The organism is Lentzea sp. NPDC042327 (assembly GCF_040647275.1).
Lineage (GTDB): Bacteria > Actinomycetota > Actinomycetes > Mycobacteriales > Pseudonocardiaceae > Lentzea.
In genome coordinates this window covers 1-26,254 of record NZ_JBEZBX010000021.1, presented here as the reverse complement: position 1 = coordinate 26,254, position 26,254 = coordinate 1, and the positions used below count along the sequence as shown (strand labels likewise).

General features: G+C 68.0%; 27 protein-coding genes. 10 read left to right on the top strand and 17 right to left on the bottom strand.

What is annotated here, in order from left to right:
* Nucleotide 1 precedes the first annotated feature (1 nt).
* Genes nuoI through AB0A63_RS36100 form a run of 7 tightly spaced genes read left to right on the top strand, consistent with a single transcriptional unit; the run spans nt 2 to nt 7,792 of the window.
* Nucleotides 2-532, top strand: a complete 531-nt coding sequence (nuoI, locus tag AB0A63_RS36130; RefSeq protein WP_360399657.1) for an NADH-quinone oxidoreductase subunit NuoI — start codon at nt 2-4, stop codon at nt 530-532.
* Nucleotides 533-549: 17 nt separating this feature from the next.
* On the top strand, nt 550-1,380 hold the full coding sequence (locus AB0A63_RS36125; RefSeq protein ID WP_360399905.1) for an NADH-quinone oxidoreductase subunit J: 831 nt from the start codon (nt 550-552) through the stop codon (nt 1,378-1,380).
* On the top strand, nt 1,377-1,676 hold the full coding sequence (gene nuoK / locus AB0A63_RS36120) for an NADH-quinone oxidoreductase subunit NuoK (protein ID WP_030473209.1): 300 nt from the start codon (nt 1,377-1,379) through the stop codon (nt 1,674-1,676). The genes AB0A63_RS36125 and nuoK overlap by 4 nt, the downstream gene beginning before the upstream one ends.
* A gap of 10 nt (nt 1,677-1,686) precedes the next feature.
* Nucleotides 1,687-3,624: an NADH-quinone oxidoreductase subunit L gene (gene nuoL / locus AB0A63_RS36115; RefSeq protein ID WP_360399654.1), complete on the top strand. Its 1,938-nt coding sequence runs from the start codon at nt 1,687-1,689 to the stop codon at nt 3,622-3,624.
* Nucleotides 3,621-5,189, top strand: a complete 1,569-nt coding sequence (locus AB0A63_RS36110; protein WP_360399651.1) for an NADH-quinone oxidoreductase subunit M — start codon at nt 3,621-3,623, stop codon at nt 5,187-5,189. The genes nuoL and AB0A63_RS36110 overlap by 4 nt, the downstream gene beginning before the upstream one ends.
* A 1-nt stretch (nt 5,190) precedes the next feature.
* Complete coding sequence (gene nuoN, locus AB0A63_RS36105) at nt 5,191-6,771, top strand: NADH-quinone oxidoreductase subunit NuoN (RefSeq protein ID WP_360399648.1); 1,581 nt, start codon at nt 5,191-5,193, stop codon at nt 6,769-6,771.
* 55 nt (nt 6,772-6,826) lie between these two features.
* Nucleotides 6,827-7,792: a polyprenyl synthetase family protein gene (locus tag AB0A63_RS36100; RefSeq protein ID WP_360399902.1), complete on the top strand. Its 966-nt coding sequence runs from the start codon at nt 6,827-6,829 to the stop codon at nt 7,790-7,792.
* A 61-nt stretch (nt 7,793-7,853) separates the two neighbouring features.
* On the opposite strand, the gene rarD is transcribed toward AB0A63_RS36100, so the two are convergent.
* The gene (gene rarD, locus AB0A63_RS36095) at nt 7,854-8,786 is read right to left on the bottom strand and encodes an EamA family transporter RarD (protein ID WP_360399645.1); all 933 of its coding nucleotides are present in this window, start codon (nt 8,784-8,786) and stop codon (nt 7,854-7,856) included.
* A 144-nt stretch (nt 8,787-8,930) separates the two neighbouring features.
* Here rarD and AB0A63_RS36090 point away from each other — a divergent pair, with 144 nt between their 5' ends.
* Entirely contained in the window at nt 8,931-11,048 is a 2,118-nt protein-coding gene (locus AB0A63_RS36090; RefSeq protein ID WP_360399642.1) for a hypothetical protein, read from the top strand.
* 82 nt (nt 11,049-11,130) lie between these two features.
* On the opposite strand, the gene AB0A63_RS36085 is transcribed toward AB0A63_RS36090, so the two are convergent.
* The 4 genes from AB0A63_RS36085 to AB0A63_RS36070 form a co-directional block, all read right to left on the bottom strand.
* Nucleotides 11,131-12,183, bottom strand: coding sequence for a 2-oxoacid:ferredoxin oxidoreductase subunit beta (locus AB0A63_RS36085; protein ID WP_360399639.1), 1,053 nt, complete (start codon nt 12,181-12,183; stop codon nt 11,131-11,133).
* Nucleotides 12,180-14,018 carry a 2-oxoacid:acceptor oxidoreductase subunit alpha gene (locus tag AB0A63_RS36080; RefSeq protein ID WP_360399636.1) on the bottom strand — a complete coding sequence of 613 codons (1,839 nt, stop codon included), beginning with the start codon at nt 14,016-14,018 and terminating at the stop codon, nt 12,180-12,182. The genes AB0A63_RS36085 and AB0A63_RS36080 overlap by 4 nt, the downstream gene beginning before the upstream one ends.
* 211 nt (nt 14,019-14,229) lie before the next feature.
* Nucleotides 14,230-14,970, bottom strand: coding sequence for an enoyl-CoA hydratase (locus AB0A63_RS36075; RefSeq protein WP_360399633.1), 741 nt, complete (start codon nt 14,968-14,970; stop codon nt 14,230-14,232).
* 10 nt (nt 14,971-14,980) lie between these two features.
* Nucleotides 14,981-15,421, bottom strand: a complete 441-nt coding sequence (locus AB0A63_RS36070; RefSeq protein ID WP_360399630.1) for an Lrp/AsnC family transcriptional regulator — start codon at nt 15,419-15,421, stop codon at nt 14,981-14,983.
* A gap of 75 nt (nt 15,422-15,496) precedes the next feature.
* Here AB0A63_RS36070 and ddaH point away from each other — a divergent pair, with 75 nt between their 5' ends.
* A complete protein-coding gene (ddaH, locus tag AB0A63_RS36065; protein WP_360399627.1) occupies nt 15,497-16,381 on the top strand; it encodes a dimethylargininase in 885 nt (294 codons plus the stop codon).
* 305 nt (nt 16,382-16,686) lie between these two features.
* On the opposite strand, the gene AB0A63_RS36060 is transcribed toward ddaH, so the two are convergent.
* Nucleotides 16,687-17,898 (bottom strand): DNA sulfur modification protein DndB, encoded by a 1,212-nt coding sequence (locus tag AB0A63_RS36060; protein WP_360399624.1) that lies wholly within the window; start codon nt 17,896-17,898, stop codon nt 16,687-16,689.
* Nucleotides 17,899-18,307: 409 nt separating this feature from the next.
* Here AB0A63_RS36060 and AB0A63_RS36055 point away from each other — a divergent pair, with 409 nt between their 5' ends.
* Nucleotides 18,308-18,922: an NYN domain-containing protein gene (locus AB0A63_RS36055; protein ID WP_360399621.1), complete on the top strand. Its 615-nt coding sequence runs from the start codon at nt 18,308-18,310 to the stop codon at nt 18,920-18,922.
* A gap of 94 nt (nt 18,923-19,016) precedes the next feature.
* On the opposite strand, the gene AB0A63_RS36050 is transcribed toward AB0A63_RS36055, so the two are convergent.
* The 11 genes from AB0A63_RS36050 to AB0A63_RS36000 form a co-directional block, all read right to left on the bottom strand.
* Nucleotides 19,017-20,408, bottom strand: coding sequence for an integrase (locus tag AB0A63_RS36050; protein WP_360399618.1), 1,392 nt, complete (start codon nt 20,406-20,408; stop codon nt 19,017-19,019).
* Nucleotides 20,405-20,608, bottom strand: a complete 204-nt coding sequence (locus AB0A63_RS36045) for a helix-turn-helix domain-containing protein (RefSeq protein ID WP_360399615.1) — start codon at nt 20,606-20,608, stop codon at nt 20,405-20,407. Before AB0A63_RS36045 ends, AB0A63_RS36050 begins: the two co-directional genes overlap by 4 nt.
* The gene (locus AB0A63_RS36040; protein ID WP_360399612.1) at nt 20,592-21,950 is read right to left on the bottom strand and encodes a replication initiator; all 1,359 of its coding nucleotides are present in this window, start codon (nt 21,948-21,950) and stop codon (nt 20,592-20,594) included. Before AB0A63_RS36040 ends, AB0A63_RS36045 begins: the two co-directional genes overlap by 17 nt.
* Before the next feature lie 84 nt (nt 21,951-22,034).
* Nucleotides 22,035-22,817: a hypothetical protein gene (locus AB0A63_RS36035; RefSeq protein WP_360399609.1), complete on the bottom strand. Its 783-nt coding sequence runs from the start codon at nt 22,815-22,817 to the stop codon at nt 22,035-22,037.
* Between the two features lie 8 nt (nt 22,818-22,825).
* Nucleotides 22,826-23,011: a hypothetical protein gene (locus AB0A63_RS36030; RefSeq protein WP_360399606.1), complete on the bottom strand. Its 186-nt coding sequence runs from the start codon at nt 23,009-23,011 to the stop codon at nt 22,826-22,828.
* On the bottom strand, nt 23,011-23,325 hold the full coding sequence (locus AB0A63_RS36025) for a WhiB family transcriptional regulator (protein ID WP_360399603.1): 315 nt from the start codon (nt 23,323-23,325) through the stop codon (nt 23,011-23,013). The genes AB0A63_RS36030 and AB0A63_RS36025 overlap by 1 nt, the downstream gene beginning before the upstream one ends.
* Nucleotides 23,322-23,783 carry a hypothetical protein gene (locus AB0A63_RS36020; RefSeq protein WP_360399600.1) on the bottom strand — a complete coding sequence of 154 codons (462 nt, stop codon included), beginning with the start codon at nt 23,781-23,783 and terminating at the stop codon, nt 23,322-23,324. Before AB0A63_RS36020 ends, AB0A63_RS36025 begins: the two co-directional genes overlap by 4 nt.
* Before the next feature lie 48 nt (nt 23,784-23,831).
* On the bottom strand, nt 23,832-24,800 hold the full coding sequence (locus AB0A63_RS36015; RefSeq protein ID WP_360399597.1) for an FtsK/SpoIIIE domain-containing protein: 969 nt from the start codon (nt 24,798-24,800) through the stop codon (nt 23,832-23,834).
* Nucleotides 24,801-25,266: 466 nt separating this feature from the next.
* Complete coding sequence (locus tag AB0A63_RS36010; protein WP_253322590.1) at nt 25,267-25,452, bottom strand: hypothetical protein; 186 nt, start codon at nt 25,450-25,452, stop codon at nt 25,267-25,269.
* Nucleotides 25,453-25,455: 3 nt separating this feature from the next.
* Nucleotides 25,456-25,722, bottom strand: coding sequence for a hypothetical protein (locus AB0A63_RS36005; protein WP_360399594.1), 267 nt, complete (start codon nt 25,720-25,722; stop codon nt 25,456-25,458).
* Complete coding sequence (locus AB0A63_RS36000) at nt 25,704-25,931, bottom strand: hypothetical protein (protein WP_360399591.1); 228 nt, start codon at nt 25,929-25,931, stop codon at nt 25,704-25,706. The genes AB0A63_RS36005 and AB0A63_RS36000 overlap by 19 nt, the downstream gene beginning before the upstream one ends.
* Nucleotides 25,932-26,254: the final 323 nt, after the last annotated feature.

Sequence of the window (26,254 nt, the reverse complement as noted above, 5' to 3'; positions counted from 1 at the left end):
GATGTTCGAGTCCATCAAGGGCTTCGGAGTCACCTTCGGCACCATGTTCAAGAAGGTGGTGACCGAGGAGTACCCCGAGGTCAAGAAGGTGACCGCACCGCGGTTCCACGGCCGCCACCAGCTGAACCGGCACCCGGACGGGCTGGAGAAGTGCGTCGGCTGCGAGCTGTGCGCGTGGGCCTGTCCCGCGGACGCGATCTTCGTCGAGGGTGGCGACAACACCGAGGAAGCGCGCTACTCGCCCGGTGAGCGCTTCGGTGCCGACTACCAGATCAACTACCTGCGGTGCATCGGCTGCGGCCTGTGCATCGAGGCCTGCCCGACCCGGTCGCTCACGATGACGAACGAGTACGAGCTCGCCGACGACAACCGGCAGGACCTGATCTTCACGAAGGAGGACCTGCTCGCCCCGCTGCTGCCCGGCATGGAGCAGCCGCCGCACCCGATGCGGCTCGGCGACAACGAGCAGGACTACTACGTGAACGGCCCGCAGCTCGCCAAGGCGGCCCAGAAGGAGGGGGATCAGCAGTGAGCCTCGTCCTCCAGTTCCTGGCGCAGCAGCCGGAGCCGGTGCAGCGCGCGGTCGACGTCATGACCACCGGTGAGAAGGTCGCGTTCTGGGTCCTCGGCCCGCTCGCGCTGGCCGGCGCGCTCGGCATGCTGTTCTCGCGCAACGCGGTGCACTCCGCGCTGTGGCTGGTGCTGACCATGCTGAACCTCGGTGTGCTGTACATGGTCCAGCAGGCGCCGTTCCTCGGCTTCGTGCAGATCATCGTCTACACCGGCGCGATCATGATGCTGTTCCTGTTCGTGCTGATGATGGTCGGCCGGGACAGCTCCGACTCGGTCGTCGAGGTGATCAGGGGACAGCGCCTCGCGGCCACGTTCCTCGGCATCGGCTTCGCGGTCCTGCTGGTCAGCTCGATCGCCCGGTCCCTGACCGCGGTGACGCCGGTGGGTCTCGCCGAGGCGAACACCACCAACGGCGGCAACGTCGGCAACATCGGCCAGAAGATCTTCACGGACTACCTGTTCCCGTTCGAGCTCACCTCGGCGCTGCTGATCACGGCGGCCATCGGCGCGATGATCCTCGCGTTCGTCGGCCGCGACGGGAAGCCCGCCAAGAAGACGCAGCGGGAGCTCGTCGAGGAGCGCTTCCAGGAGGGCAAGCGGGTCGGGTCCATCCCCGGTCCCGGTGTCTTCGCCACCGCCAACTCGGTGGCCACGCCCGCACTGCTGCCCGACGGCAGCGTCGCGGAGGAGTCCCTGTTCGAGGTCATCGAGACCACCGACAGGGGCAAGCTCTCCGACGACGTCGCCGAGGTCGCAGGCTCCGGCCACCAGCCGGACCCGCACGCGCTCAAGGGAAGTGAGTCGTGACTCCGACGTACTACCTGCTCCTGTCGGCACTGCTGTTCAGCATCGGCGCCGTCGGCGTGCTGGTGCGGCGCAACGCCATCGTCGTGTTCATGTGCGTCGAGCTCATGCTCAACGCGGTCAACCTGAGCCTGGTGACGTTCGCGCGGATCAACGGCTCGCTCGACGGTCAGGTGATGGCGTTCTTCGTGATGGTCGTCGCCGCGGCGGAGGTCGTCGTCGGCCTCGCGATCATCATGTCCATCTTCCGGACGCGTCGCTCGGCCTCGGTCGACGACTCGAACCTGCTGAAGTACTGAGGGGTCACCGGTGACGGAACCTGTTGCCGCCAGCGGGGTCGCTTCTCTCGCCTGGCTTCTGTTGGCGCTGCCCGCGTTCGGCGCGGCGGTGCTGTTGGTCAGTGGCAAGCGCGCCGACAAGTGGGGCCACCTGCTCGGCAGCGCCACGCTCCTGGCGTCGTTCGGCTACGCGCTCGCGTTGTTCTTCTCGACCCTCGGCGTCTCGAACACCGAGGAGCGGGTCCAGAACCTCAAGCTGTGGGACTGGATCGACGTCAACGCGCTGACCGTCGAGTTCGGACTGCGGCTCGACCCGCTGTCGCTGACGTTCGTGCTGCTGATCACCGGTGTGGGCTCGCTGATCCACATCTACTCGATCGGCTACATGGCGCACGAGGAAGGCAGGCGGAAGTTCTTCGCCTACCTCAACCTCTTCGTGTCGGCGATGCTCCTGCTGGTGCTGGGCAACGGTTTCGTGACCCTGTACTTCGGCTGGGAGGGCGTCGGTCTCGCCTCGTACCTGCTGATCGGCTGGTACCAGTACAAGCCGGAAGCGGCGTCGGCGGCCAAGAAGGCCTTCCTGATGAACCGCGTCGGTGACCTGGGCCTCGCCATCGCGATCTTCCTGATGTTCAACCGCCTCGGGACCACGCAGTACACCGAGGTCTTCAGCCGGGTCGGCGAGTTCAGCGGTGCCGAGGTCCTCGCGATCACGCTCCTGCTGCTGCTCGGCGCCTGCGGCAAGTCGGGCCAGTTCCCGCTGCAGGCCTGGTTGCCCGACGCGATGGCAGGCCCGACCCCGGTGTCCGCCCTGATCCACGCGGCGACGATGGTCACCGCGGGCGTGTACCTGATCGCCCGCTCCAACCCGCTCTACAACCTGAGCGAGGACGGCCGCCTGGTCGTCATGATCATCGGTGGCGTCACGCTGCTGATCGGCTGCATCATCGGCTGCGCCTACGACGACTTCAAGAAGGTCCTGGCGTACTCGACGGTCTCGCAGATCGGCTACATGATCCTCGCCGTGGGCCTCGGCCCGATCGGTTACGCGCTCGGCATCATGCACCTGCTGACGCACGGCTTCTTCAAGGCCGGGCTCTTCCTCGGTGCCGGCTCGGTCATGCACGGCATGAACGACGAGGGCAACATCCGCCGGATGGGCGGGCTCTACAGGTTCCTGCCGATCACGTTCGTCACCTGGACGCTCGGCTACCTCGCGCTGATCGGCATCCCGCCGTTCGCGGGCTACTTCTCGAAGGACGCCATCATCGCGGCGGCGTTCGGCGCGGAGGGCTGGCGCGGGTACGTCTTCGGCGGTGTCGCACTGCTCGGTGCCGCGCTCACCGCGTTCTACATGACCCGCCTGCTGATCCTGGTCTTCCTGGGCAAGCCCCGCTGGAAGGACCTGAAGGCCGAGAACGGCAAGGACTACCACCCGCACGAGTCCCCGCTGACGATGACCATCCCGATGATCGTCCTCGCGGTCGGGTCCGTCGCCGGCGGCTGGTTCCTCTCCTCCGGCGGCCGGCTCGCCGGCTGGCTGGAGCCCTCGCTGGGTGAGCTGCAGGAGTCGCACGGCGTCCTGTCGCACGGCGTGGTCGGAATCCTGACCGTGGTGCTCTCGCTCGCCGGCGCCGGTCTCGCGTTCCTGCTCTTCGGCCGCGGCACGCAGCCGGTCGAGCGGCCGGAGCGGGTGTCGTTCCCGGTCCGCGCGGCCCGCAACGACCTGTACGGCAACGCCCTCAACGAGGCCCTGTTCGCGCGGCCGGGCACCTGGCTCACCCGCGCGCTGGTCTACCTCGACCTCAAGGGCGTCGACGGCGTGGTCAACGGCACCGCGGCGTTGCTGGGCGGTAGCTCCGGCCGGCTGCGCAGGCTGCAGACCGGTTTCGTCCGCTCCTACGCACTGTCCATGCTCCTGGGCTCGATCGTGGTTCTCGGGGCTCTGCTGATGGTGAGGTTCTCGTGAACTGGGTCCTGATCGCGCTGCTGGTCGTGCCGCTCGTCGGCGCGCTGGTGGTGACGTTCCTGCGCAAGGACGACGCGAAGGCCAAGTTCGTCGCGCTGGCGTTCTCGCTCGTCGAGCTGGTGCTCGCGGGTCTGCTGTGGTTCGCCTACGACCCCGACGGTGACCGCCTCCAGCTCACGTCCGGGGTGACCTGGATCGAGTCGTTCGGCGTCCGGCTGTCGTTCGGCATCGACGGCATCGCGCTGGTCATGATCGCGGTCATCGCGCTGCTCATCCCGCTGGTGATCGGTGCCGGCTGGACCGAGCGGCTGCCGGAGGGCCGGTCGCAGGGCGGGTACCTCGCGCTGATCCTGGTGCAGGAGGCCGTGACGGTCGCGGTGTTCGCCGCCACCGACGTCTTCCTGTTCTACGTGCTGTTCGAGGTCATGCTCATCCCGATGTACTTCCTGATCGGCGGCTACGGCGGCGCGCGCAGGCAGTACGCGGCGGTCAAGTTCTTCCTGTACTCGTTCCTCGGCGGCCTGATCATGCTGGCTTCCGCGATCGGCGCCTACGCGATGGCGTCGGACGAGCTGGGCAAGGGCACGTTCGACTGGGCGACGCTCGTGACCGTGGTCCGCGACGCGGACGCGACGACGCAGACCTGGCTGTTCCTCGGCTTCTTCCTGGCGTTCGCCATCAAGGCGCCGCTGGTGCCGTTCCACACCTGGCTGCCCGACGCCGCGGCCGAGGCGCCCATCGGCGTCACGGTGATCGTCGTCGGCATCCTGGACAAGGTCGGCACGTTCGGCATGCTGCGCTACCTGCTGCCGATGTTCCCGGAGGCGTCGAAGAACCTGGCGCCGTACATTCTGGTCCTCGCGGTGGCCGGCGTCCTCTACGGATCGCTGCTCGCCACGGGCCAGCGGGACATGAAGCGGTTCCTCGCGTACGTCTCGATCGCGCACTTCGGCTTCATCGCGCTCGGCATCTTCGCGTTCACGTCGCAGGCCGGCGTGGGCTCGGTGTCGTACATGCTGAACCACTCGATCTCGACGGGCATGCTGATCCTGGTGGTCGGCATGATCATCGCGCGCGGTGGTTCGTCGCTGATCTCCGACTACGGCGGCATGTCGAAGGTGGCCCCGTTGCTCGCGGGCATGCTGCTGATCTCGGGTCTGACCACGCTGTCGCTGCCGGGCACGAACTCGTTCGTCTCGGAGTTCCTGGTGCTGATCGGCTCGTTCCCGACGCAGCCGGTCTACACGGTCCTCGCGACGATCGGCATGGTGCTCGCTGCGCTCTACGTGCTGTGGCTCTACCAGCGGATGATGACCGGCCCGCTGCGCGGCGACGCGCTCGTGGGTGCCGCTGCCGGTCCGGGTGCCGTCGGCGACCCGGAGAAGAAGACGGCCATCGGCGACCTGAACAAGCGCGAGATCGCTGTTCTGGCACCGCTCGTCGTCATCGTGCTGGCCCTCGGGTTCTACCCGCAGCCGGTGCTCGACGTCATCACCCCGACTGTCGGGGCGACGCTGACCGAGGTCGGCGTGACCGACCCGGTCTCCGTGCAGGAAGGCAAGTGACGTGAACCTCCTGTTCGCCCAGGCGCAGCAGATCCAGGCGCCGGAGATCGACTACGCGGCCATCGCACCGTTGCTGGTGGTGCTCGGCGCGGCGTGCATCAGCGTGCTGCTGGAAGCGTTGCTGCCCAAGCACCAGCGGTGGGCGGTGCAGCTCGTGCTGTCGCTCGTCACCCTGGTCGGGGCCACCGGCGCGCTGATCCTCTACGCGGTGAAGGACGACCGTCCGGCCGCCGGTGTCTCGACGCTGGCGGGTGCGGTCGCCGTCGACTCGCCGTCGCTCTTCCTGTGGGCCACGCTGCTGGTGCTGGCGTTCGGCAGCCTGCTGCTGATCGCGGACCGCTCGGTCGAGCCCGGCGGCGTGTTCGTGTCGCAGGCGGCGATCCGGCCGGGCACGATCCAGGACCGCGCCCAGGCCACCAAGGCCGGGATGCAGACCGAGGTCTTCCCGCTCGTGCTGTTCGCGCTCGGCGGCATGATGACCTTCGTCGCGTCGAACGACCTGCTGACGATGTTCATCGCGCTGGAGGTCATGTCGCTGCCGCTGTACCTGCTGTGCGGCCTGGCCCGCCGGCGGCGCCTGCTCTCGCAGGAGGCGGCGGTCAAGTACTTCCTGCTCGGCGCGTTCGCGTCGGCGTTCTTCCTCTACGGCATCGCGCTGCTGTACGGCTTCGCCGGCTCGGTGAAGCTGTCGGCCATCGCCTCCGCCGCCGCGGGCACGGACCGCTCGGACACGCTGCTGTTCGCGGGCTTCGGCCTGCTGGTGGTGGGTCTGCTGTTCAAGGCCGCGGTCGGCCCGTTCCACGCGTGGACCCCGGACGTGTACCAGGGCGCTCCCACGCCGGTGACGGCGTTCATGGCGGCGTGCACCAAGGTCGCGGCGTTCGGCGGCATCCTGCGCGTGCTCACCGTGGCGTTCCAGAACACCCAGTGGGAGTGGCGGGGCGTGCTGTACGGCGTCGCCGTCGTCTCGATGGTGATCGGCGCGGTGCTCGGCCTCACGCAGACCGACGTGAAGCGCATGATCGCGTACTCCTCCGTGGCGCACGCGGGCTTCCTGCTGATCGGCTCGATCGCCCTGACGCCGGAGGGCGGGTCGCCGGGCGTCAGCGCCACGATGTTCTACCTGCTGGTGTACGGCTTCACGACGATCGCGGCGTTCGGCATCGTCTCGCTGGTGCGCAACTCCGACGGCGAGGCGACGCACCTGTCGCAGTGGGCGGGCCTCGCGAAGCGGTCGCCGCTGGTGGCGGGCATCTTCACGTTCCTGCTGCTGGCACTGGCCGGCATCCCGCTGACGTCCGGTTTCATCGGCAAGTTCGTCGTGTTCAGCGCGGCGATCGAGGCCGGCCTGACGCCGCTCGTGGTGATCGCGCTGGTGGCCTCGGCCGTCGCGGCGTTCTTCTACCTGCGGGTGATCGTGCTGATGTACTTCAGCGAGCCCGCGCCGGACGGCCCGACCGTCACGGTGCCGGGGGCGTTCACCACGGTCGCGATCACGTTGGGTGCGGTGGTCACCCTGGTGTTGGGTCTGTACCCCACGTTGGTGCTCGAATGGGCGGGTACCGGCACCTTCCTCAGCTAGGTGTACGTAGGCTGCTGATGTGACCAGTAGCGAGCATGAGGGACCGGGGTTCGCGTTGGTGGACCCCGTGCTCACCGAGGTAGTCCAGAACGGCCTGGCCGAGGTGGAGCAGCTCCTGCACGACGTCGTGCAGAGCGAGTTCCACCCGGTCACGGAAACCTCGCTTCACCTTGTGGAGGCGGGCGGGAAGCGGATCCGCCCGCTCTTCACACTGCTGGCTTCCCAGTTCGGCGCGGACTACGACCGCGAGAAGGTCGTCAAGGCGGCCGCTGTGGTCGAACTCACGCACCTCGCGACGCTCTACCACGACGACGTGATGGACGAGGCGACCACGCGGCGCGGCGCGGTGTCCGCGAACGCCAAGTGGGACAACAGCATCGCGATCCTGACGGGCGACTTCCTGTTCGCCCACGCCTCCCGCCTGACCGCCGACCTGGGCACGGACGCGGCGCGGATCATCGCGGAGACGTTCTCGATCCTCGTGACCGGCCAGATGCGCGAGACCGTCGGCCCGAAGCCCGGCGAGGACCCGGTCGCGCACTACCTCCAGGTGATCGGCGAGAAGACCGGTGTGCTGATCGCCACCGCGGCCCTCTTCGGCGGCATGTTCTCCGACGCGACCGACGAGCAGACCGACGCCCTGCGCCGGTACGCGGAGGTCATCGGGGCGGCGTTCCAGATCGCCGACGACGTCATCGACATCGCCTCCCCGTCGGTCGAGTCCGGCAAGACGCCCGGCACCGACCTGCGCGAGGGCGTGCGGACGTTGCCGATGCTCTACGCGCTGGCCGACCCCGCCGAGACGCGGCTGGCCGAGCTGCTGGCCGGGCCGATCACCGAGGACGCCCTCGTCGACGAGGCGCTGGCGCTGCTGCGCGAGTCCTCTGGCATGGACCGGGCGCGCGAGACCCTCGACGAGTACGCCGACCGGGCCCGCACGGAGCTGGGCAAGCTGCCGCCGTGCGCCGCGCGGGACGCCCTCGAAGAGCTCGCCACCTACGTGGTCGCCCGCACGCGCTGATCCCTCGTCACGCGGGGGCCCCGCGTTCCCCTGAGGGTCACGCGGGGGCCCCGCGTTCCCTTCAAGCGGGCTGCTCGACCGGCGCGAGCAGCTGCTTGCGCCGGTTCCGCACGGCGTCGGCCGTGAAGATCGCGAGGGCCACCCACACCAGCACGAACCCGGCCCAGCGGCTGGGCGGCATCGGTTCGCGCACCACGAACACGCCCCACGCGAACTGCAGGATCGGCGCCAGGTACTGCAGCATCCCCATGGTGGTCAGCGGGATCAGCCGCGCGCCCAGGCCGAACAGCAGCAGCGGGATCACCGTGACGATGCCGGTGCTCAGCAGCAGGAGCGCGTGGCCGGTGCCCTCGGTGGTGAAGGTGTTCGCGCCGCCGAGCACGAGCAGGCAGCCGAGCGCGATCGGGAAGATCACCGCGCTCTCCGCGGCCAGGCTCGACGTGGCGTCGAGCGGCACCTTCTTCTTCAGCAGCCCGTAGACGCCGAACGAGCAGGCCAGGACCAGCGAGATCACCGGCAGCGTGCCGTAGTCGACCGTGAGCACGATCACTGCGACGACGAGCACACCGATCGCGGCGAACTGCGCCGCCCGCAGCCTCTCCTTCAGCACCACCATGCCGAGGGCCACGCTGACCAGCGGCGTGATGAAGTAGCCGAGCGCCGACTCCACCACGTGGTGGGTGTTGACGGCGTAGATGTAGACGCCCCAGTTCACCGTGATGAGCACCGCGGCCGCCGTGACGATCAGCCAGCCCCTGCCGGACAGTTCGACCAGCGGGCGCCACTTGCGCAGCACCGCCAGCAGCACCCCCATCGTGACGAAAGACCAGACGATGCGGTGTGCCAGCACCTCGACGGGTGCGGCCGGCACGAGCAGTGGCCAGTACGCGGGGAACAGTCCCCAAAGGACGTAGGCGGTCGCGCCGTAGGTGATCCCTCGCCCCTGGGTGTGAACTTCTGCCGAAGTGAGGTTCGGACTCGTCAGGGGAGGCACAGAATCTCACTCTACGCCGCAGGTTCCGGCGCTTGTTTGCGCTGAACGGCGTAGTGGCGCAGCATCATCAACGGCACTGTAGTTTGACTACGCTCACCCTTCCGAGTGAGTGGGTCGGCGCGTGGTCTTAGAAGGGGCTTACCCGTGAATGTCTTCGGGCAGGTCTGGTTGTGGAGTCTGCTGGCGTTCGTCGCGGGGGTGTTGCTCACCTGGCTCGTGATGGTCAGACCCGCACGGAAGCAGGTCGCGGAACTCGAAGATCGACTTCTTGAGGAGAGGTCGCGGAACACCGCCGCGCCGGTCGCCTCCGCTCCCGTCGACGACTTCGTGGTCGACGAGTGGGAGAGCGGCCCGCAGCGCCCGCTCCGCGACGACATCCTCGCACCCGTCCCGGCACCGGCCCCCTACGCGGAGCCGCCTGCCTACTTCGGTGCGCCCGTGCCGGCGCCCGTCGCGGTGCCGGAGCCGGTCGTCGCCGAACCCGAACCCGAGCCGGAACCCGAGCCCGAACCGGAGCCGCAGCCCGAACCGCAGCCGGAGCCGGAGCCCGCGCCGGTCGTCGAGGTGCCACGCGCGCCGCTGATGTCGCCGGAGGAGGCGCAGCGCCGGTTCGAGGAGCAGCTCGCCGAGCAGAAGGCCTTCGCCGACGCCGCGGAGGAGGACGACCGGCCGCGTTCGTTGTTCGAGCGCCTCAGCCCGGAGTCCGTGCCGGAGGAGACCCCGGCCGAGATGACGACCGTGCTGCCGCGGTCCGGTCTGGAGGCCGCCGACTTCGACGAGGAGCCGGAGCTCCCCGCCGAGCAGACCTCGTTCGTGCCGGCCTACGAGCCGACCGCGGAACCCGGCGCACCCGTTGCGAAGCCGACCGCGGGCCCCGAGGTCGACGGTCCGGCCGACGACTTCATCTACCAGCCGCGCGAGGTGTGGGCCGAGCAGGAGCAGGAGGTGTTCCTCGACGAGGCCGACGAGCAGGAGGACGAGCCCCAGGGCACCCGCTCCGAGCAGACGACCTACATCGCCGTCGAGGAGAGCGCCTGGCCCGCCAACGACCTCACCGGCGAGTACCCCGGCCTGCGCGACGAGCTCACCGGCCGCCTCGACCCCGAGCCCGAGTCGGCCGCCGAGCTGACCGGCGTGCTGGGCGAGCCCATCGACCTCGACGCCCCGCACGTGCGCAACGGCGTCTTCACCGAGCCGCAGCCGGACGCCGAGCCCGCGCAGGACCCCGAGTCCGGGTACGACGAGCCGGCGTACGACACGCAGGTGCACGCGGCCGTGCCCGCGTTCGAGGAGCCCGAGCCCTCCTACGCTCACGACGAGCCTTCGTACGCCCAGGACGAGCCCTCGTACGTGACGCCCGCCCAGGACGAGCCCGTGTACGGCACGCCTGCCTACGACGAGCCCGCGTACGGCACTCCCGCCCAGGACGAGCCCGCCCGCCAGTCGCCCGCAGCGCACTCCCAGCCGTTCACCAGCCCCGGCGCGGCCCCGGCCACGGCGTTCTCCGCGTTCGGCGACAACACCGACCCGGTCGAGCCGCAGGAACGCCAGCCCCGCGGCATGGGCGCCGCCTTCAACCACCCGCCGGAGACCCCCGAGGAGGCGGCACCCCCGGCGGTCCGCCCCGAACCGGTCGCGGAACGCCCGCGCTCGCTGTTCGAGCCCCTCCTGGACGCCGACGAGCCGCTGCCGGCCACCGGCCAGACCCGTTCGCTGCCGGACACGAGCGACGACCAGCCGTTCGTGCCGAAGTTCGTGCCCTCCGACGAACCCCTGCTCGCCGCCCCGCCGGAGCCGGAGCCGGAACCGGAGCTCGACCTCCCGCAGCGCGTGACCGAGGCCGGCCTGCCCATCCGCGAGGCCCGCAAGACCACGAAGCAGCGCCAGCAGAGCTTCCCGGCCTTCCAGGCGTTCGAGGCCCCCAAGCAGGAGGCCCCGAAGCCGGCGGCGGCCCTGCCCCAGCGCCCCCGCCCGGTCGGCTTCTCGCCGTCCACCGGCGGTCGCCCCAACGGCACGGCAGCCCCCGGCTCCTCCCGCTTCCAGCAGCCGGAGGGCTTCAACCCGCGCTCCCCGTTCGGCCCCGGCTCTGTCCTGCCCAGGTCCGACGGCCACGCCCCGGCGGAGGACTTCGCCGTGAAGGCCACCCTGACCGGCCGCCGCTACTACACGGAGGGCTCGGCGAACTTCGGCGAGACCCGCGCCGACGTGTGGTTCCGCACCGAGTCCGACGCCGAGAAGGCGGGCTTCCGCCCGGCACCCTGAGCCGTCGCACCTGAGGTGTTGAACGCCGAGAGGCCCCCACCGACCGCGGTGGGGGCCTCTCGCGTTGTCGCCGAGCCGTGGATCAGTCGCTGAGCACGGTCCACGTGTCCTTGCCGTGCAGCAGCTTCTCCAGGTCCGCGGCCTTCGCCTGCTTGGCCGCCGCCACCTGCGCCCGCGCACCGTCGTCGTACGTCGGACGGTCCGCACGCCGGAACACACCGGTCACCGTGTGCGTGAGGTCCTGCGTCGACAACCGCGACAGCGCGAACGACAGGTTCAGGTCCGACGCGTCGTGCACCACGACGTCCGAGGCGTCCACGTCGGCGGACTTCGCGACCGCCAGGCCGAAGCCGTCGCGGACCACGCAGTACTCGCCCTCGCGGCCGAACCGGATCGGCTCGCCGTCGACGACGTTGATGATCCGGCGCTGGGCCTCGTCGGCGTCCTTGAGGACGTCGAACGCGCCGTCGTTGAAGATCGGGCAGTTCTGGTAGATCTCCACGAGCGCCGACCCGCGGTGCTCGGCGGCCTGGCGCAGCACCGACGTGAGACCCGCCTTGTCGGAGTCGAGCGCGCGGCCCACGAAGGACGCCTCCGCGCCCAGCGCCAGCGACACCGGGTTGAACGGGTGGTCCAGCGAGCCGATCGGGGTCGACTTGGTGACCTTGCCCTCTTCTGACGTCGGCGAGTACTGGCCCTTCGTGAGGCCGTAGATCCGGTTGTTGAACAGCAGGATCTTGAGGTTCACGTTGCGGCGCAGCGTGTGGATCAGGTGGTTGCCGCCGATCGAGAGCGCGTCACCGTCACCGGTCACCACCCACACCGACAGGTCCGGCCGCGCCACGGCGAGACCCGTGGCGATGGCCGGCGCACGGCCGTGGATGGAGTGCATGCCGTAGGTGTTCATGTAGTACGGGAACCGGGACGAGCACCCGATGCCCGACACGAACACGATGTTCTCGCGCTTGAGACCGAGCGACGGCAGGAACGACTGCACGGTGTTGAGCACGATGTAGTCGCCGCAGCCGGGACACCAGCGGACCTCCTGGTCCGACTTGTAGTCCCTGGCCGTCTGCTTCTCGTCCGTCGTGGGAACTCCGGTCAGTCCCGGGATTCCGAGGTCGATCGCAGTCACGCCGACACCCCCTTGATCACGTCAGCGAGCACGTCCTGGAGCTCTTCCGCCTTGAACGGCAGACCCTGCACCTTCGTGTAGGACACCGCGTCCACGAGGTACTTGGCCCTCAACAGCAACGCGAGCTGGCCCAGGTTCATTTCCGGCACGACCACCCTGTCGTACCGGCCGAGCACCTCGCCCAGGTTCTTCGGGAACGGGTTGAGGTGCCGCAGGTGCGCGTGGGCGACCGGCAGGCCCAGCTTGCGGACGCGGCGTGCGGCCGCGCCGATCGGGCCGTAGGACGAACCCCAGCCGAGGACCAGCACGCGGGCCTCGCCGCTCGGGTCGTCCACCACGACGTCGGGGACCTCGATGCCGTCGATCTTCGCCTGGCGCAGGCGGACCATCCGGTCGTGGTTCTCCGGGTCGTAGGAGATGTTGCCGGTGACGTCCTGCTTCTCCAGACCGCCGATGCGGTGCTGCAGACCGGGGGTGCCGGGCACGGCCCACGGGCGGGCCAGCGTCTCCGGGTCGCGCGAGTACGGCTGGAAGTTCTCCGGGTCGGTCGCGAACTCGACGGTGAGGTCGGGCAGCGCGTCGACGTCGGGGATCAGCCACGGCTCGGAACCGTTCGCGACCGCGCCGTCGGACAGGAACAGCACCGGCGTGCGGTACTTGAGCGCGATGCGGCAGGCGTCCACCACCGCGTCGAAGCAGTCGGACGGCGACTGCGGCGCGACGATCGGCACCGGCGACTCGCCGTTGCGGCCGAACATCGCCTGCAGCAGGTCCGCCTGCTCGGTCTTCGTCGGCAGACCGGTGGACGGGCCACCGCGCTGCACGTCGATCACCAGGAGCGGCAGCTCCGTCATCACCGCGAGGCCGATGGTCTCGGACTTCAGCGCGATGCCGGGACCCGACGTCGACGTGACGCCGAGCGCACCGCCGTAGGACGCGCCGAGCGCGATGCCGATGCCGGCGATCTCGTCCTCGGCCTGCACGGTCGTGATGCCGAAGTTCTTGTGCTTCGACAGCTCGTGCAGGATGTCCGACGCGGGCGTGATCGGGTACGTGCCGAGCACGACGGGCAGCTTCGAGCGCTGCGCCGCCGCGACGATCCCGTACGCCGTCGCCGTGTTGCCGGTGATCTGGCGGTAGGTGCCGGTGTTGAGCTTCGCGGGCGCCACCTCGTAGGTGACGGCGAAGGCCTCGGTCGTCTCGCCGTAGTTCCAGCCCGCGCGGAACGCCAGGACGTTGGCCTCGGCGATGTCCGGCTTCTTCGCGAACTTCTCGCGCAGGAACCGTTCCGTGCCCTCGGTGGGCCGGTGGTACATCCACGAGAGCAGGCCGAGCGCGAACATGTTCTTCGCGCGTTCCGCGTCCTTCTTGCCCAGGCCGGTCTCTTCCAGAGCGCCGATGGTCAGCGTGGCCATCGCGATCTTGTGGACCTGGAACTTCTCCAGCGAGTCGTCCTCCAGCGGGTTCGAGTCGTACCCGACCTTGGTCAGGTTCCGCTTCGAGAACTCGTCGGTGTTGACGATCAGGATGCCGCCGTCGGGGAGGTCGACGACGTTCGCCTTGAGCGCGGCCGGGTTCATCGCCACGAGCACGTCGGGACGGTCACCCGGCGTCAGGATGTCGTAGTCGGCGAAGTGCAGCTGGAACGACGACACACCGGGCAGGGTGCCCTGTGGTGCGCGGATCTCGGCGGGGAAGTTGGGCTGCGTGGCGAGGTCGTTGCCGAATGCCGCCGCTTCCGACGTGAACCGGTCTCCGGTGAGCTGCATGCCGTCACCGGAGTCGCCGGCGAAGCGGATCACGACGCGATCCAGCTTGCGGGTCTCAGTGCTCATTCCTACGCCGATACCTCTCTCCAAGGGTGGCTGTGCCCCACCGCGAGGGTAGTCGCCAGGACCGCCTGCGAGACGGGCCGTGTACCACTAGGCGAGACGAACCGTCCCATCTGCCGCACCGGGTCCTCACTCAGACGGTAGGCACAGCACTACCAGCGGATACCTGAATGCGGCAGACGTCACCCTCGATACCTGTTACCCACGGTAACACCTAACGCCCGCTGATCCGAGCCTTCATCGCGGCAAGCCTGGCAGCGAACTCTGGAGTGTCGATCGAAACCACCTGTGGCCGCAGCTCCGTCTCGACCGCTTCGCCGTGGTCGTCGAGAACATCGGTCACCCGCATCGTGGCCTTGATGGTCCGGACGAGTTCGGCCGGTGCCTCCGCGGCCGCCCTCGCCAGTCCCCTCGCCGCCTCCACGGGGTTCTCCGCACGCTGGAAGGCCAACCCCGTCCTGACCGCCTCGTCGGCGTCGAGCACCTGCCCGAGCAACGTCATCGCGGTCGCGACCTGCGGCCCGACCTTGCGCTGCAACATCCACGTCATGCCGCCACCGGGGTGGATGCCGAGCTGCAGGAACCGCGCGTCGAACCGCGCCTTCGGTCCTGCCACCAGGACATCGCACGCGAGCGCGAGGTTGAGCCCGGCACCGACAGCGGCCCCGTTGACGGCGGCGATGGTGGGGATCCGCGCGTTCGCCACGGCGAGGAACCCGCGGTAGATCCGCCGCAGCCCCTCGTCCTTGGAGTTGCCGAGCTGCGTGAGGTCCGCACCGGCGCAGAACGCCGGCGGCGCCCCGGTGACGACCACCGCGTTGGCGCGCTCCTCGGCCTCGGCGACCTTGTCCGCGAGCTCCTCCGACAGGTCGATCGTCAACGCGTTGCGCCGCTCCGGGTCGTCGATCGTGATCACGGCGACGGAGTCGGCGCACTCCAGCAGAACCTGAGCCATGGCCCGGACTCTAGGGTGCCGGCGGCCGGTCCAGCAGCCGGGACAGCACCACCGTGGACACCGTCCGGTCGATGATCTCGACGGCCCTGAGCCGCTCCAGCGCCGTCTCCAGGTGGTGGATGTCCGCGGCCCGCAGGTGCACGATCGCGTCCGCCGCGCCGGACACCGTGTAGGCCGCGCTGACCTCGGCCATCGGCTCCAGCCGGTGCTGGATGTCGTGCGGCGCCACGTTCCCCCTGCAGTGCACCTCCACGAACGCCTCGGTGCCCCACCCGAGCGCCTCCGGGTCCACCACGGCCGTGAACCCGCGCAACACCCCGTTGTCCAGCAGTTTGTCCACCCGCCGCTTCACCGCGGGTGCGCTGAGCCCGACCTCCTTGCCGATCTCCGCGTAGCTGGACCGTGCGTTCGCCATCAGGCACGAAATGATTCGCTGGTCAATGCTGTCCACACGCAACATTCTGCCCTAGTTCACGCAATATCGCGGCGTTGTTCGAGGGTCATCCTCACCTTTACATTTCGATCCATGACGGTATCCATCTCCGGGCCGGCCGAGCCGATCACGCTCGACATCGCCGCACCCCTCGCGCCGACGCGCACGCCGACCACCCGTCGGTACCTGATGTGCCCGCCGACGTACTTCACGGTGGAGTACGCGATCAACCCGTGGATGGACCCCACGCAGCCCACCAGCACCTCGCTGGCCGTGGAGCAGTGGACCGCGCTCAAGGAGACCTACGAACGCCTCGGCCACGAGGTGAACGTCATCGACCCGGTCCCCGGCCTCCCCGACATGGTCTTCTCCGCCAACAGCGGCACCGTCGTCGACGGCCGCGTCCTCGGCTCCCGCTTCCGCGCCCCGCAACGCGCGGCAGAAGCCGACCACTTCCGCCGCTGGTTCCTCGCCTCCGGCTACAACTCCGTCGTCATGCCCACCGCCGTGAACGAGGCGGAGGGCGACTTCACCTGGACCGGCACCCTGCTGCTGGCCGGCACGGGCTTCCGCACCGACCCCCACGCCCACGGCGAGGCCCAGGAGGTCCTCGGCGTCCCCGTGGTGTCCCTGCAGCTGGTCGACCCGCGCTTCTACCACCTCGACGTGGCCCTGTTCATGCTCGACGACCAGTCCCCGACCCCCCTGGTCGCCTACTACCCGGAAGCCTTCTCGCCCGGCTCACAGGCGGTGCTGCGCCGCCTGTTCCCGGACGCGGTGATCGCCAACGACGCCGACGCGGTCTGCCTGGGCCTGAACGCGGTGTCCGACGGCAAGCACGTCGTGATGCCCGTCGAGGCCACGCACCTGGCGGAGCAGGTGGCCCTGCGCGGGTTCGAGCCCGTGTTCGTGGACATCTCGGAGCTGCGCAAGTCCGGTGGTGGGCCGAAGTGCTGCACGATGGAACTGCGCGGCTAGACCTCGCCCACGCAGTGCCGTTCCGCGGTTCCTCCTTGAAGGCCTCATATGCGGGTTGACCTGCTTCGATGCTGCCAACGACGTCAGCGTCGGCAGGTCACCATCTGCCGCTGACTGTGGCCTTCTGCGGCTGTCTCTGGAACATGTGTGGAACAAGAAGAGCCCCCGGCGAGATCATCGCCGGGGGCTCTTTCATGTCAGTCTACCTGCGCAAACACCCTCGGTTCGGTTTGCGTCTCGACTACCGCGACGACTTCGCCGCGACGCCTGCGGGGCCTTTGCGTTCCGGTGGCGCTGTCGCGTGGCTACTTCCCGCGAATCCGTAGGCCCAGCGGTGAGTCGGGCCGAAGGATGGCATCACAAACGCGGTGCCCGGAGTCTTTGGCGCCACCGGCGAAGGAAAGTTCGCCCTTGGCGGTCCGCTTCGCGGCTACGCCTTCCCAGTACTGAGGCTCGCGATCCCAGCGGATGTCCTTCAAAAGTGAGACGAATTCTTCCCGTTCCATATGGGATTCGTCCGTAGACCAAGGCATTGTGGTGTGTGCAGCTGCTCCAACGCCGGCCAACACCGCTGGTGTCGTAATGGCGGTTCGCTTGGAAAACTCATCCGAGAAGGAGGAGATGATCAGGGACACTGTCGCCGCAACCTGATCGCGAACTTCGGTCGACTGGAAGTTGGGAATTCGACTCGACTCGATCGTGCCTGAGGTTTCCTCGATTCCGGGCTTCCCGAGCATCACCGTGACGGCGAGCGATCGCAGCGCTGACAGGGTGACCCACTCCGTGTCGGTCTTGGCGAGCTGCCGTTTCTTGGTGTTCACGTACTTCGTGAACTCCACGGGCTTGTCGTCGACTTGTACTGTGGTCATGGCCATAGCGTGCTGGGCAACCGTAGTGCCGAAGTCGCGCTGGTCCATCGAGAGCGCGAGGGTCTTCGCGACAGGAACGCCGAACAGGTTTCGATCATGAAAGATCTGCCGCGCCTCTTCGCTTGAAATTCCCCAATAGAGCTCGTAGGGCACGGCCATATCTGAGAGTTCGGTGTCGTCGAGCTCGAACGCCGCGGGATCGTTCATGATCTTGTGCATAGCTGCGACCTGGGTTTCCGCGTCAATGGCGATGACTGGATTCCCGAGAGGGAGTGAGGCGACTACCGGGCGTCCAAGTGCTGGCTTATCCGAATCGTCGCCCGTGAATCGTAGTGGTCGCGAGGACCAGAGGCATAGAGGTGGCGTAGACCAGGCGTTGCCGAGGTCGTTTCGAAGTCCGGCGGCAATGTAGGACGCATATGACGCTACATTGCGTCCCTTTTGGGTGCCTTTGAGGAGTCGTTGCACCGTTTCGCGGAGCTCGGCGTGCTCGCGCAGGCGGCGGTCGTAGCGGAGCGCGCCCTTCGTCTCCTCAAGGATGGGGTCGGGGACCAGGGTTAGCAGGGTGCCCCAGCTCATGACGCCGATCGCTGCCCGCTCCCTGAACAGCATCAGATTTACCGGTACGCCCTCGTGCATGGCGGCCATAGGGGCTCCTTGTCGTGCAGGTAGGGCTTGAGGCCCAGGTCTGGATGTTCCTGACCATAGAGCCGTCGCCGCGCACCTGCAACCCCGCACAACCCGAGATTCGAACTGCGGGTAGATGCAGTGCGGTGTGTTGCGTCCCGCTGCTGCTGCGGTCTACTCTACGGGCCTATGCGGCGCCACGGGCCGTACGGCGTGCACGGGAAGGTTGTACCCGCGGCTGAGGAGATGGTGCAGCGGTGTGTCGTGTGCACACCTGGCGGTGGGCTTCGTCGCGCGGCGTGGCCTGCTGCGCGAAGCAAGAGAAATAGAAACGGCCCCGTTGCCGGGGCCGTCGGGCCAAGGCTCTCGCCCTGGCGTGGTATAGCCATACCCTACCGGAGACGTAGGGCTGATCGCCAGGGAGGACCCCGTGGTGCGAGTCACCGCCTACGTCGACGGCTTCAACCTCTACCACGGCCTCAAGGCCGCGTCGGGTCGCAAGCACCTGTGGCTTGACCTTGATGCGTTGGTGACCAGCTTGCTCCGCCCTGGTCAGAAGCTGGAGAACGTCCAGTACTTCACTGCTGCCGTCCGCAACGATCCGGCCGGCCTCCAGCGTCAGACGGACTACCTTCACGCTCTCACGCATCACTGCCCGCGGTTGACGGTGGTAAACGGCCGGTTCCAGCTGAAGAACCGCTTTTGCCGGACCTGCAACTCCCGTTGGAACGTGTACGAGGAGAAGGAGACGGACGTCAGCATCGCCGTGGCGATGGTCGAGGACGCCGCGTGCGACCGCTACGACGTCGCTCTCCTTATCTCGGGTGACAGCGACCTGTGTCCTGGAGTTCGTGCGGTCAAGCGGATGTGTCCTGAGAAGCGGATCATCGTGGCCTTCCCGCCGAAGCGTCACTCCAGCGACCTTGCACGGGCCGTCGATGGCTCCTTCACCATCGGCGACGCCAAGATCCGCCAGGCGCAGCTGCCCGCGACCGTGACGACCTCGGATGGGGTTGCGATTCCGCGGCCGGCGTACTGGGCGTGATGCCCGGTACGCCTCCTGAGGGCAGGCGTCCACACTCGAAGGTGCAGAGGACAGTTAGTTCCGAGGGACCTTCGCGTACACATAGCGAGGCTGGTCAGGCGTCGCCGTTCAACACGGCGTCGATCTTCTGGTTCGACTTCTCCCGCTGCCCGTCCAGCACCTTCGCGTAGACCTTCAACAGAACGTCGACCGTGTGCCCAGCCCGCACCGCGACCTCAGCCGGAGGCAGGCCGGCCGCGAGCCACGTCGAGACCGCCGCGTGCCGGAGCGAGTACGGCGTGTCCGCCAACGGCGACTCGAACTGCTCCGGCGAGAGCGCGAGCTCACGAACGCGACCCCAAGCGTGGGTGTAGACCGTCGCGTTGATGGGCCCGCCGCTGATCGTCCCGCGGAACAGCCGCCCGTCCGAGGTAGTCCCGAACGTCTCCAGATGCCACCGAAGGATCGCGACCAACACGGGCGGAATCGGCACCGGCCGGACGGCACCTTCAGCCTGCCGCTTGAGTGAGCGCGTCTCCCACAACTCGCCAGAGTCGGTGCACCGCCCGTTCGCCCGCGAAGCCGACTTCTCCAGGATGAGTTCACCCCAGCCGGTCTCGGGCAGCTTGCAGTCAGCTTCGCGCAGCCGGTTGACCTCACACGGCCGCAGAGCCGCGTAGTACATCGTCGCGAAGAACCCGTACAGGTAGTCGTACTGCCCGGTCGTGGTGCCCGCGTAGGTCACGGCCGCGAGGCACTGGCGCCCTTGAGCCGGGTTCACCACCGACCGCGGGTCAACCTCGCTCGTGCCCCGCTGCACCGAGGACTTCAGCCCGGTCACCGGATTCGCATCGAGTTCACCGACGTCGACTGCGAACCCGAGCAGGTGGTGAAGCACGCCCCGCCGGGTTCGTGTCGTCCACGCCGCCGCAACTTTGCCGTTGAGGTTCCGGCCGAGCGACCGCAGCAGCCGACCAGCTTCGATCTTGTCAGCCAGTTCTCGAACCAGACGAGAGTTGGCCTCGATCCAACCCACCGCGTCCTGTTCCGTCTCCGTCAGTGGCCGGTTCCGGGTGTTGTCGGGCAGGAGGTACGTCGTGAGCACCCGCCGGAGCACGCGAGCCGGAGGCGCACCCTTCTGCGACCCCACGAACGCGGCCACCGGGATGGCCAAGGTGTCGACGTAGCGCTTCCGCGTGTTAGGCGCCGCCTCCTCCCACGACTCGCTGATGAACTCCTGCGCGAGCTTCAACAGCGACCGCGCGGACTGCTTCTTTACCTCCGACTCGGGCAGCCCCGAGGTGATGTCGAAGGCCTCGCCCTTCCTGACGAACTGCTTCAGATCGGAGCGCCGGTTGTCCGCGAGAGCCTTGGACTTGTACCACTCCGAGTGCTGCTTTCCGGCGGTCGCCCAGCGGACCCCGTACGGCTTCGGGCGCACCTTCCCGTTCGCGTCGGGCTTGAGGACCTTGAGCGCGTAGATGCTGACCTTGTAGGTGAGGTTCACGCGGCATCACTCCGCAGGCCGAGCAGCCACGCGGCGAAGTCGGCGCCGGAGATGCGCAGTGCCCCGTTCCGCATCTTGTGCACGACAGGAGCGGCGCCGGGAATCTGCCGCCACTTGTAGAACGTGTCCTTCGAGATGCGCATCCGGGCGCAGAACTCGTCGGCTGTCATGAAGTCGTCCGGGTTAGGCAGCTCGGACATGGTGAGGTCCCCCCTCCTGTGCGTACTTGCGTAGGCGTTGAGCTCGCACTCGTTCGGCGATGCCGGCGGCGAGCTCGCGTTCCGCGTCGTTGTCGTAACCGGACCCGGCGTACTGCCAGTCGTTGACGACGACTACGGCCGCGGGGTCGAGTTGGAGGCGTTCGAACATTTCGAGCGTTCGGAACGTCCGGCGTTCTTCGCGGATGGCGCGGAACGTCGTGGAGTAGTGCTTGGACTTGGTGAGGAAGTGGCCGCGGAAGCCGAGCATGTGCGCCCACTTCCTCAGGTTCAGTTCCTCGAAGTCGGCCAGGCCGCCGAGGTCCCACGCGGTCTGCACCATCCGCCGGTGGTGCTCGGAGATGTGCAGGACGTCGATGTCCAGCTGCGAGCGGATCGGCCGGTCCGCTGTGTCCCTCGCACCCGTGCCCTTGGTGGCGTACTTGGCGACGTAGCCCGCCAATCGGGCCTCACTGATCTCGCCAGAGTCGTCTTCTACCTGGGAGCCGCGGATTCCCTTGGTGTCGACTTGTTCACCCCACACGAGGCGCAGCGCCGAGCCATCCGGCCGCGTGGTGTCGATCCCGACCGAGCGAGCCGCCGCCTTGATGCAGTCGCCGAGGACTTCTGCCGTGGCCCATGCCGGGGTGGGGTCGTGAGGTCCGTCCGGTCCGTCCGGTCCGTCGACGCGAACGACGGCGTGGAAGTGGACCAGTCCCCGCCGCTGGTACTCGGCGACCTTGGCGTAAGAAAGCCGAGCGTGGTGCTTGAACTCGGAGACCTTCAGGCCGGCCGCGCCAGCGAGCTTGCGGCGCAGGGCGATGGTGAACCGGTGCCACAGCTTGCCCGCGTGTGCCTGCCAGAGCACCGCACCCGTGTAGTCGTATGTCCCAGCGTCGACCGCACCGCCGATGCGGGGATCGTCGCCGTGGTGCCATTCGCCGCAGCCCGTACAGGGCCGGACCTTCCCGGTCGTGGTGATCGGTCGGTTGTGGACCGGACCGAACGACGGCGCGGTGAGCGTCGCGAACACCCGAGGCTTCTCGGAAACGTCCGCGGGAACGCCCTTGCTGCCACCCGCCAGGCCCGCGTGCATCAGGTGGTAGGCGTCAGCCGCGTACCGGTCGGAGCAGGCCGGGCAGACCGACTCTCGGCGGTTGCCGCACGGGACCATGACGTCCCCGCCGATGTGCTCGATCACGCCGCCGTTGAGGTCCTGGAGCTGGAAGGCTCCGGACAACCGGATGGGCGCGGCGCAACCACCGATCGCGGTCACCCGGTCTCGCCACGCCCGGAAGTCGACCGCCTTGACGCGTGCAGAGATCCGGTCTTCCAGAGTGAGCACGGATGACGCTCCTTCCGTTGTGGAGAAACGAAAAGGCGGGGCACGACCGGTGTTCTGGTCATGCCCCGCGTTGATCGAGATGGGTCAGGCCGCGAGCTGTGCGGCGATACGCACCGCGTAGTCCTCGGGCACGTTCAGCGCGTCCTGGACGTCCTGCGCCGTCAGCGCGCGGCCTTGAGCGCGGACCTCGTTCGCCTTGGCGTCCAACGCGCCTTGGAGGTGCCCAGGAAGCCGTACGGCGGACCGGACGGGTGCCGGTGCAGCAACGGTGGTCGCGGGTGCGGGAGCGACGACCTGAGCGGCCAGATCACGCGCGGCGTTGCACCGTTGCTGAATGACCGGCATGACTTCGGCCAGCAGGAACACCACGAGGGGGATCACGAGGTGCAGGAACACCATCCCCGCGTTGATCTGCCCGTCCGGAGGCCGCAGCGACGACCACACGTTGGTGACAAGCGTGGCCCCGAGCAGCACCCGCTTGAGCCACTTGACCGGCCGGTCATCGACGCCAAGGCCCTGGGACAGCATCTGCGCTTCCCACCGCAGGAGCGTGATCAGGATTCCGGCGAAGGCCGGTTCCACGAGCCACGCGCCCCACCACATCGGGTCAGACGGCCCGAGGTGTCCGGCGAGGAACGCTTGCACGCCGGTCGCGGTGAAGCCGAGGCCGCAGGTAAGGAAGCACCACATGGAGCGCGTGACCGAGACCCGGAACCGGTCCGCACGGACGGCCGCCAGCAACGGGTTCGCGGCGAGTTGGTGGATGTCCTGCGCCTCATCGAGCTGAGCCCGCAGGCGTCGAACGGTTCGAGTCTCGCGCGGTTCAGACGACTCGTTTTCGTTGCTGTGCTTGGACTTCTCAGACACCAGGCCACCTACTTCCCGTACGCGGCCTTGCGCAGGAGCGTCCCGAGCCAGAGCAGTTCGGCGACGAGCACCAGGAGCCCGATGAAGCCGAACAGCAGGTACATGCAGATCAGCGAGGCCGCAGCGGCGAACACCATGTGAGCGACGCGGGCGAAGCTGCGGAGATTGACCGGGACGGCGAGTACGAGCTTCATCAGGCCACGTCCTTTGCGTTCCTGGCGGGGTAATGGATACGGCGGCGTTCGGCGCCGGACAGGCCACCTACGACGCCGAAGGCGTTGTCTCGGTAGCGAGCAGGTCCGTTCGCTTCCCAGCTGAGTTGGTTCTCGCGGCACTCGGAGAGGACCGGGCAGGTAGCGCACACGGCCTTGGCGGCAGCAGTTCGGCCGGCGGTGTGGAACAGGGCCGGATCGGCGTCGGCACAGGCGGCCCGATCACGCCAGGCGGGCGGTTCGCCGCCGAACAGGAGCTTCATCAGCACGCGGTAGCCGTGTGGTTCGGTGTTCACGCGGCCACCGCCAACCGCGAAGGCGAGCCACGACGCGCGGCCTGCACAACGGTGGCGACCTCATCGAAGGTGACCTGTTCCGGCGTGCACGCGGAGAGCCGGAAGGCATTGGCCAGCACCGCCGAGCCGGGCTTGAGCTTGCCGCCCAGCTCGACCACCGAAGCCGACGCCGCCAGCCCCAACGTGATTCCGGAGCCGGTGCGACCGGTCGCGGCCACTGAGAGGATTCCCGCGGATTGCAGGCTCCAGGTCAGCTCGACCCCGTGCAGCGAGGCCGCCCAGACCAGCAGGCACGCGAGCCGATCGGGAGCGGTACCGGAGGTGAACTCGGCGTGCACCGAGCCGGACGGCGTGGAGATGACCAGGCGGTCCGGCCGGGGCAGGCCGAGAGTGCGGATGTGGCCGCGGACCGCACGGAGCAGGCCGTCCAGGCGGCGAGGAGCGCTGTTTTCGAGCATGACAAGGCCTCCACGGTTAGTGGCGAAAAGTGTTGGGGTGAAAGAAAGTCAGGCGATCGATCGAATGGAGCCGGTCTGTCCGTTGCGGACGAACTCCACGAGTTCGCGGACGTTCTCGTCCGTCGTGTAAGCCGCGCGAACTCGTCGAGGAACACGTGTGCGTTCGTCGGTGCGGTAGCCGATGCCGGCGGAGATTTGGTCGGCGATCGCGCCCCGTTCCCGAGCGCCGTCACCCAGCACCATGTCCGGGTGCGTCGGTGACGTGGTGCGCAGGCACACGCGGTTGGGGAACAGGTCCCGGATCGACAGCGTGTCCTTGTCCGGTTCTTGGATGTAGGCGTCCGCGACGTGCAGGGTTGCGCGGCCCATCGAGGTGCCCCGAGCCAGCAGGCCAGTGATCTGCCGGGCGTACTCGGGCCGGTAGGCGACCAGGGAGCCGATCTCGTCGACGATCAGCAGGTTGAGCGGGTACTCACGCGACGGCTGGACTGACCGGAGCCCCGCCCGCTGCATCCGCTTCTGGGTGCGCTCCATGTCGTCGACCCACATCTCGATCAGCTCCAGGCAATCGCCCGCGTCATCGGCGTAGCGGTTCTCCGTGATCGGCTTGATGGCGGCGAACTCCAGGTACTTCGGGTCGCAGACCCACAGGCGGACGATGCCGTCCCTGATCAGCGGGGCCATCGAGCGCAGCTTGGCGAAGGCGAGCGAGTTCTTGCCCGACCCGGTGCCGCCCGCCGTGAGGGTGTGCGTGCCTTGGACGGGCTCGGTCCAGTCGCCGCCGTACTCGTCTTCACCGAGGAGCACCGCCCGCAGGTTCACGTCCTCGGAGTGCTCGGGCATGTCTGGCGCGGGGATGATCTCCGTGAACGGTTCGTCACGCTGGACCACGAGCGCGACGTAACCGGGCTTCATCAGCTCGATCGCAACGCGTTCAGCCTCGATCGAGTGCGCCAGCTCTTCGGCCTGCCGGGCGAAGTGCATCGGTGACTGGCCCTTGGCCAGCTTCACCAACACGGTGTCGATCGATGGTGAGTACGACCGGACACGCACCACACGCGGGTAGTTCGTGACCTTCTTCCGGCGATGCTCGGTTGTGAGCTTGTGGACGTCCATCAGGTCTCGCCAGCGTCCACCGGAGTAAGCCCCGAACCACCGACGCTGCCAGGCCCTCAGGACCGGAGCGGCCAGCGTGTCGAACGAGTCCGGGTGACCCCGGTACCAAAGCCCGGTCGCACCAGCCGCGCCGCCGAGGACGTAGCCGGTGGTGGTCGGGCCGAGCGTGCAGGCACCGGCAGCGACAACCGACGGCGCGAGCATCCATTCCGGGTTCCTAGCCAGCCACCGAGCCGCGCGGAATTCGGCGGCCACGACGCGCTTGCTTGCGTTCCACTTCCAACCCACTGTTGAACTCCTAGGTAGATGCGCGACGGCCGACCCTCGAACGTGTCGAAGATCGGCCGCCGCGTTGATCAGTGCGGATCTAGTTGTTGGGCAGCTGCCCGCGTGCGTAGGACGCTTCCGTGGTCAGCACGCTGACCGAGCGGACGAACCGGCGCCGTAGGTCCGTGAAGCCCTCACGGCGAACCGGGATGCCGTCCATTGCCGTGCGGAGTTGCTTCATCGCCTGGTCCAGGTTGGACACGGCGTTGTCGAGCTGGTGCGACATCAGTCAGGCTCCCCACTCTTTGGCCTTCAAATTGATTTCGTGTCGCTTGGCTTGCTCGCGAAGCGCACTGAGGTCGTTCCGCGCGGTTCGCAGATAGCCCTTGAGTTCGTCCGGCGTGGCGACCCGCCAACTGCCAGCCTTTCCGGGCTTCTCGCTCATCTTGTTGATGAGCTTTTCCAGCGGTACGAGCAGTTCCTCAACGAAGTCCATCGCGCCGACGAACGCGCCGTACCGCTGCTGCGCCCGCTCGTTCAACATCTCTTGGAACAACTGGCCAACCTCTCAGTCCTTGTGTCTCCCACGTAGATGAAGCGGTACAGCGCTTGCTGTAGCTCTAGGTGGTCCCGCCAGCTCTGGCCGACGCCCGGAAAGCCGTGCTTCGCAAGGACTTCTCCGACCTCGTCGACGAAGCCGAACGTGAAGCGCGGATCGTCGCCGTCCGGATCGGCGGGTTCGATCGGATACGAGCGCTCTTCCATGCCGAAACTCCTTTCGGGAGGTACGGCAAACCCAGGAACAAAGGCGTGCCTGGGCTCACCGAATCTCCCGGAGCACTCGAAATGCTCCGGATTTAGGCATGGTTCGACTCACTGTGGAATTCTCAAAGAGCAAATTGAGTGCCCTGGCCCGACTCGAAGCGGGCTACCGGCCTACCGGGCAGGGCTCACGGGACTAAGAGGTCCTAACAGAATGATCAACGTGGTGGCGTGCAGCATGTCGGATGTGGATCATGTTTGACCGTGAGGAGGGGTCAGTCGCCGCCGTGGATCGTCTCGGACGATCTGTGGGAGCGGATCGAGCC

What these genes read in the sequence shown, in the direction of transcription:
- nuoI (WP_360399657.1), top strand. Translation starts at nt 2, where the DNA reads ATGTTCGAGTCCATCAAGGGCTTCGGAGTCACCTTCGGCACCATGTTC.
- AB0A63_RS36080 (WP_360399636.1), bottom strand. Translation starts at nt 14,018, where the DNA reads ATGAGCACTGAGACCCGCAAGCTGGATCGCGTCGTGATCCGCTTCGCC.
- AB0A63_RS36075 (WP_360399633.1), bottom strand. Translation starts at nt 14,970, where the DNA reads ATGGCTCAGGTTCTGCTGGAGTGCGCCGACTCCGTCGCCGTGATCACG.
- ddaH (WP_360399627.1), top strand. Translation starts at nt 15,497, where the DNA reads ATGACGGTATCCATCTCCGGGCCGGCCGAGCCGATCACGCTCGACATC.
- AB0A63_RS36060 (WP_360399624.1), bottom strand. Translation starts at nt 17,898, where the DNA reads ATGGCCGCCATGCACGAGGGCGTACCGGTAAATCTGATGCTGTTCAGG.
- AB0A63_RS36045 (WP_360399615.1), bottom strand. Translation starts at nt 20,608, where the DNA reads ATGTCCGAGCTGCCTAACCCGGACGACTTCATGACAGCCGACGAGTTC.
- AB0A63_RS36030 (WP_360399606.1), bottom strand. Translation starts at nt 23,011, where the DNA reads ATGAAGCTCGTACTCGCCGTCCCGGTCAATCTCCGCAGCTTCGCCCGC.
- AB0A63_RS36020 (WP_360399600.1), bottom strand. Translation starts at nt 23,783, where the DNA reads ATGCTCGAAAACAGCGCTCCTCGCCGCCTGGACGGCCTGCTCCGTGCG.
- AB0A63_RS36010 (WP_253322590.1), bottom strand. Translation starts at nt 25,452, where the DNA reads ATGTCGCACCAGCTCGACAACGCCGTGTCCAACCTGGACCAGGCGATG.
- AB0A63_RS36000 (WP_360399591.1), bottom strand. Translation starts at nt 25,931, where the DNA reads ATGGAAGAGCGCTCGTATCCGATCGAACCCGCCGATCCGGACGGCGAC.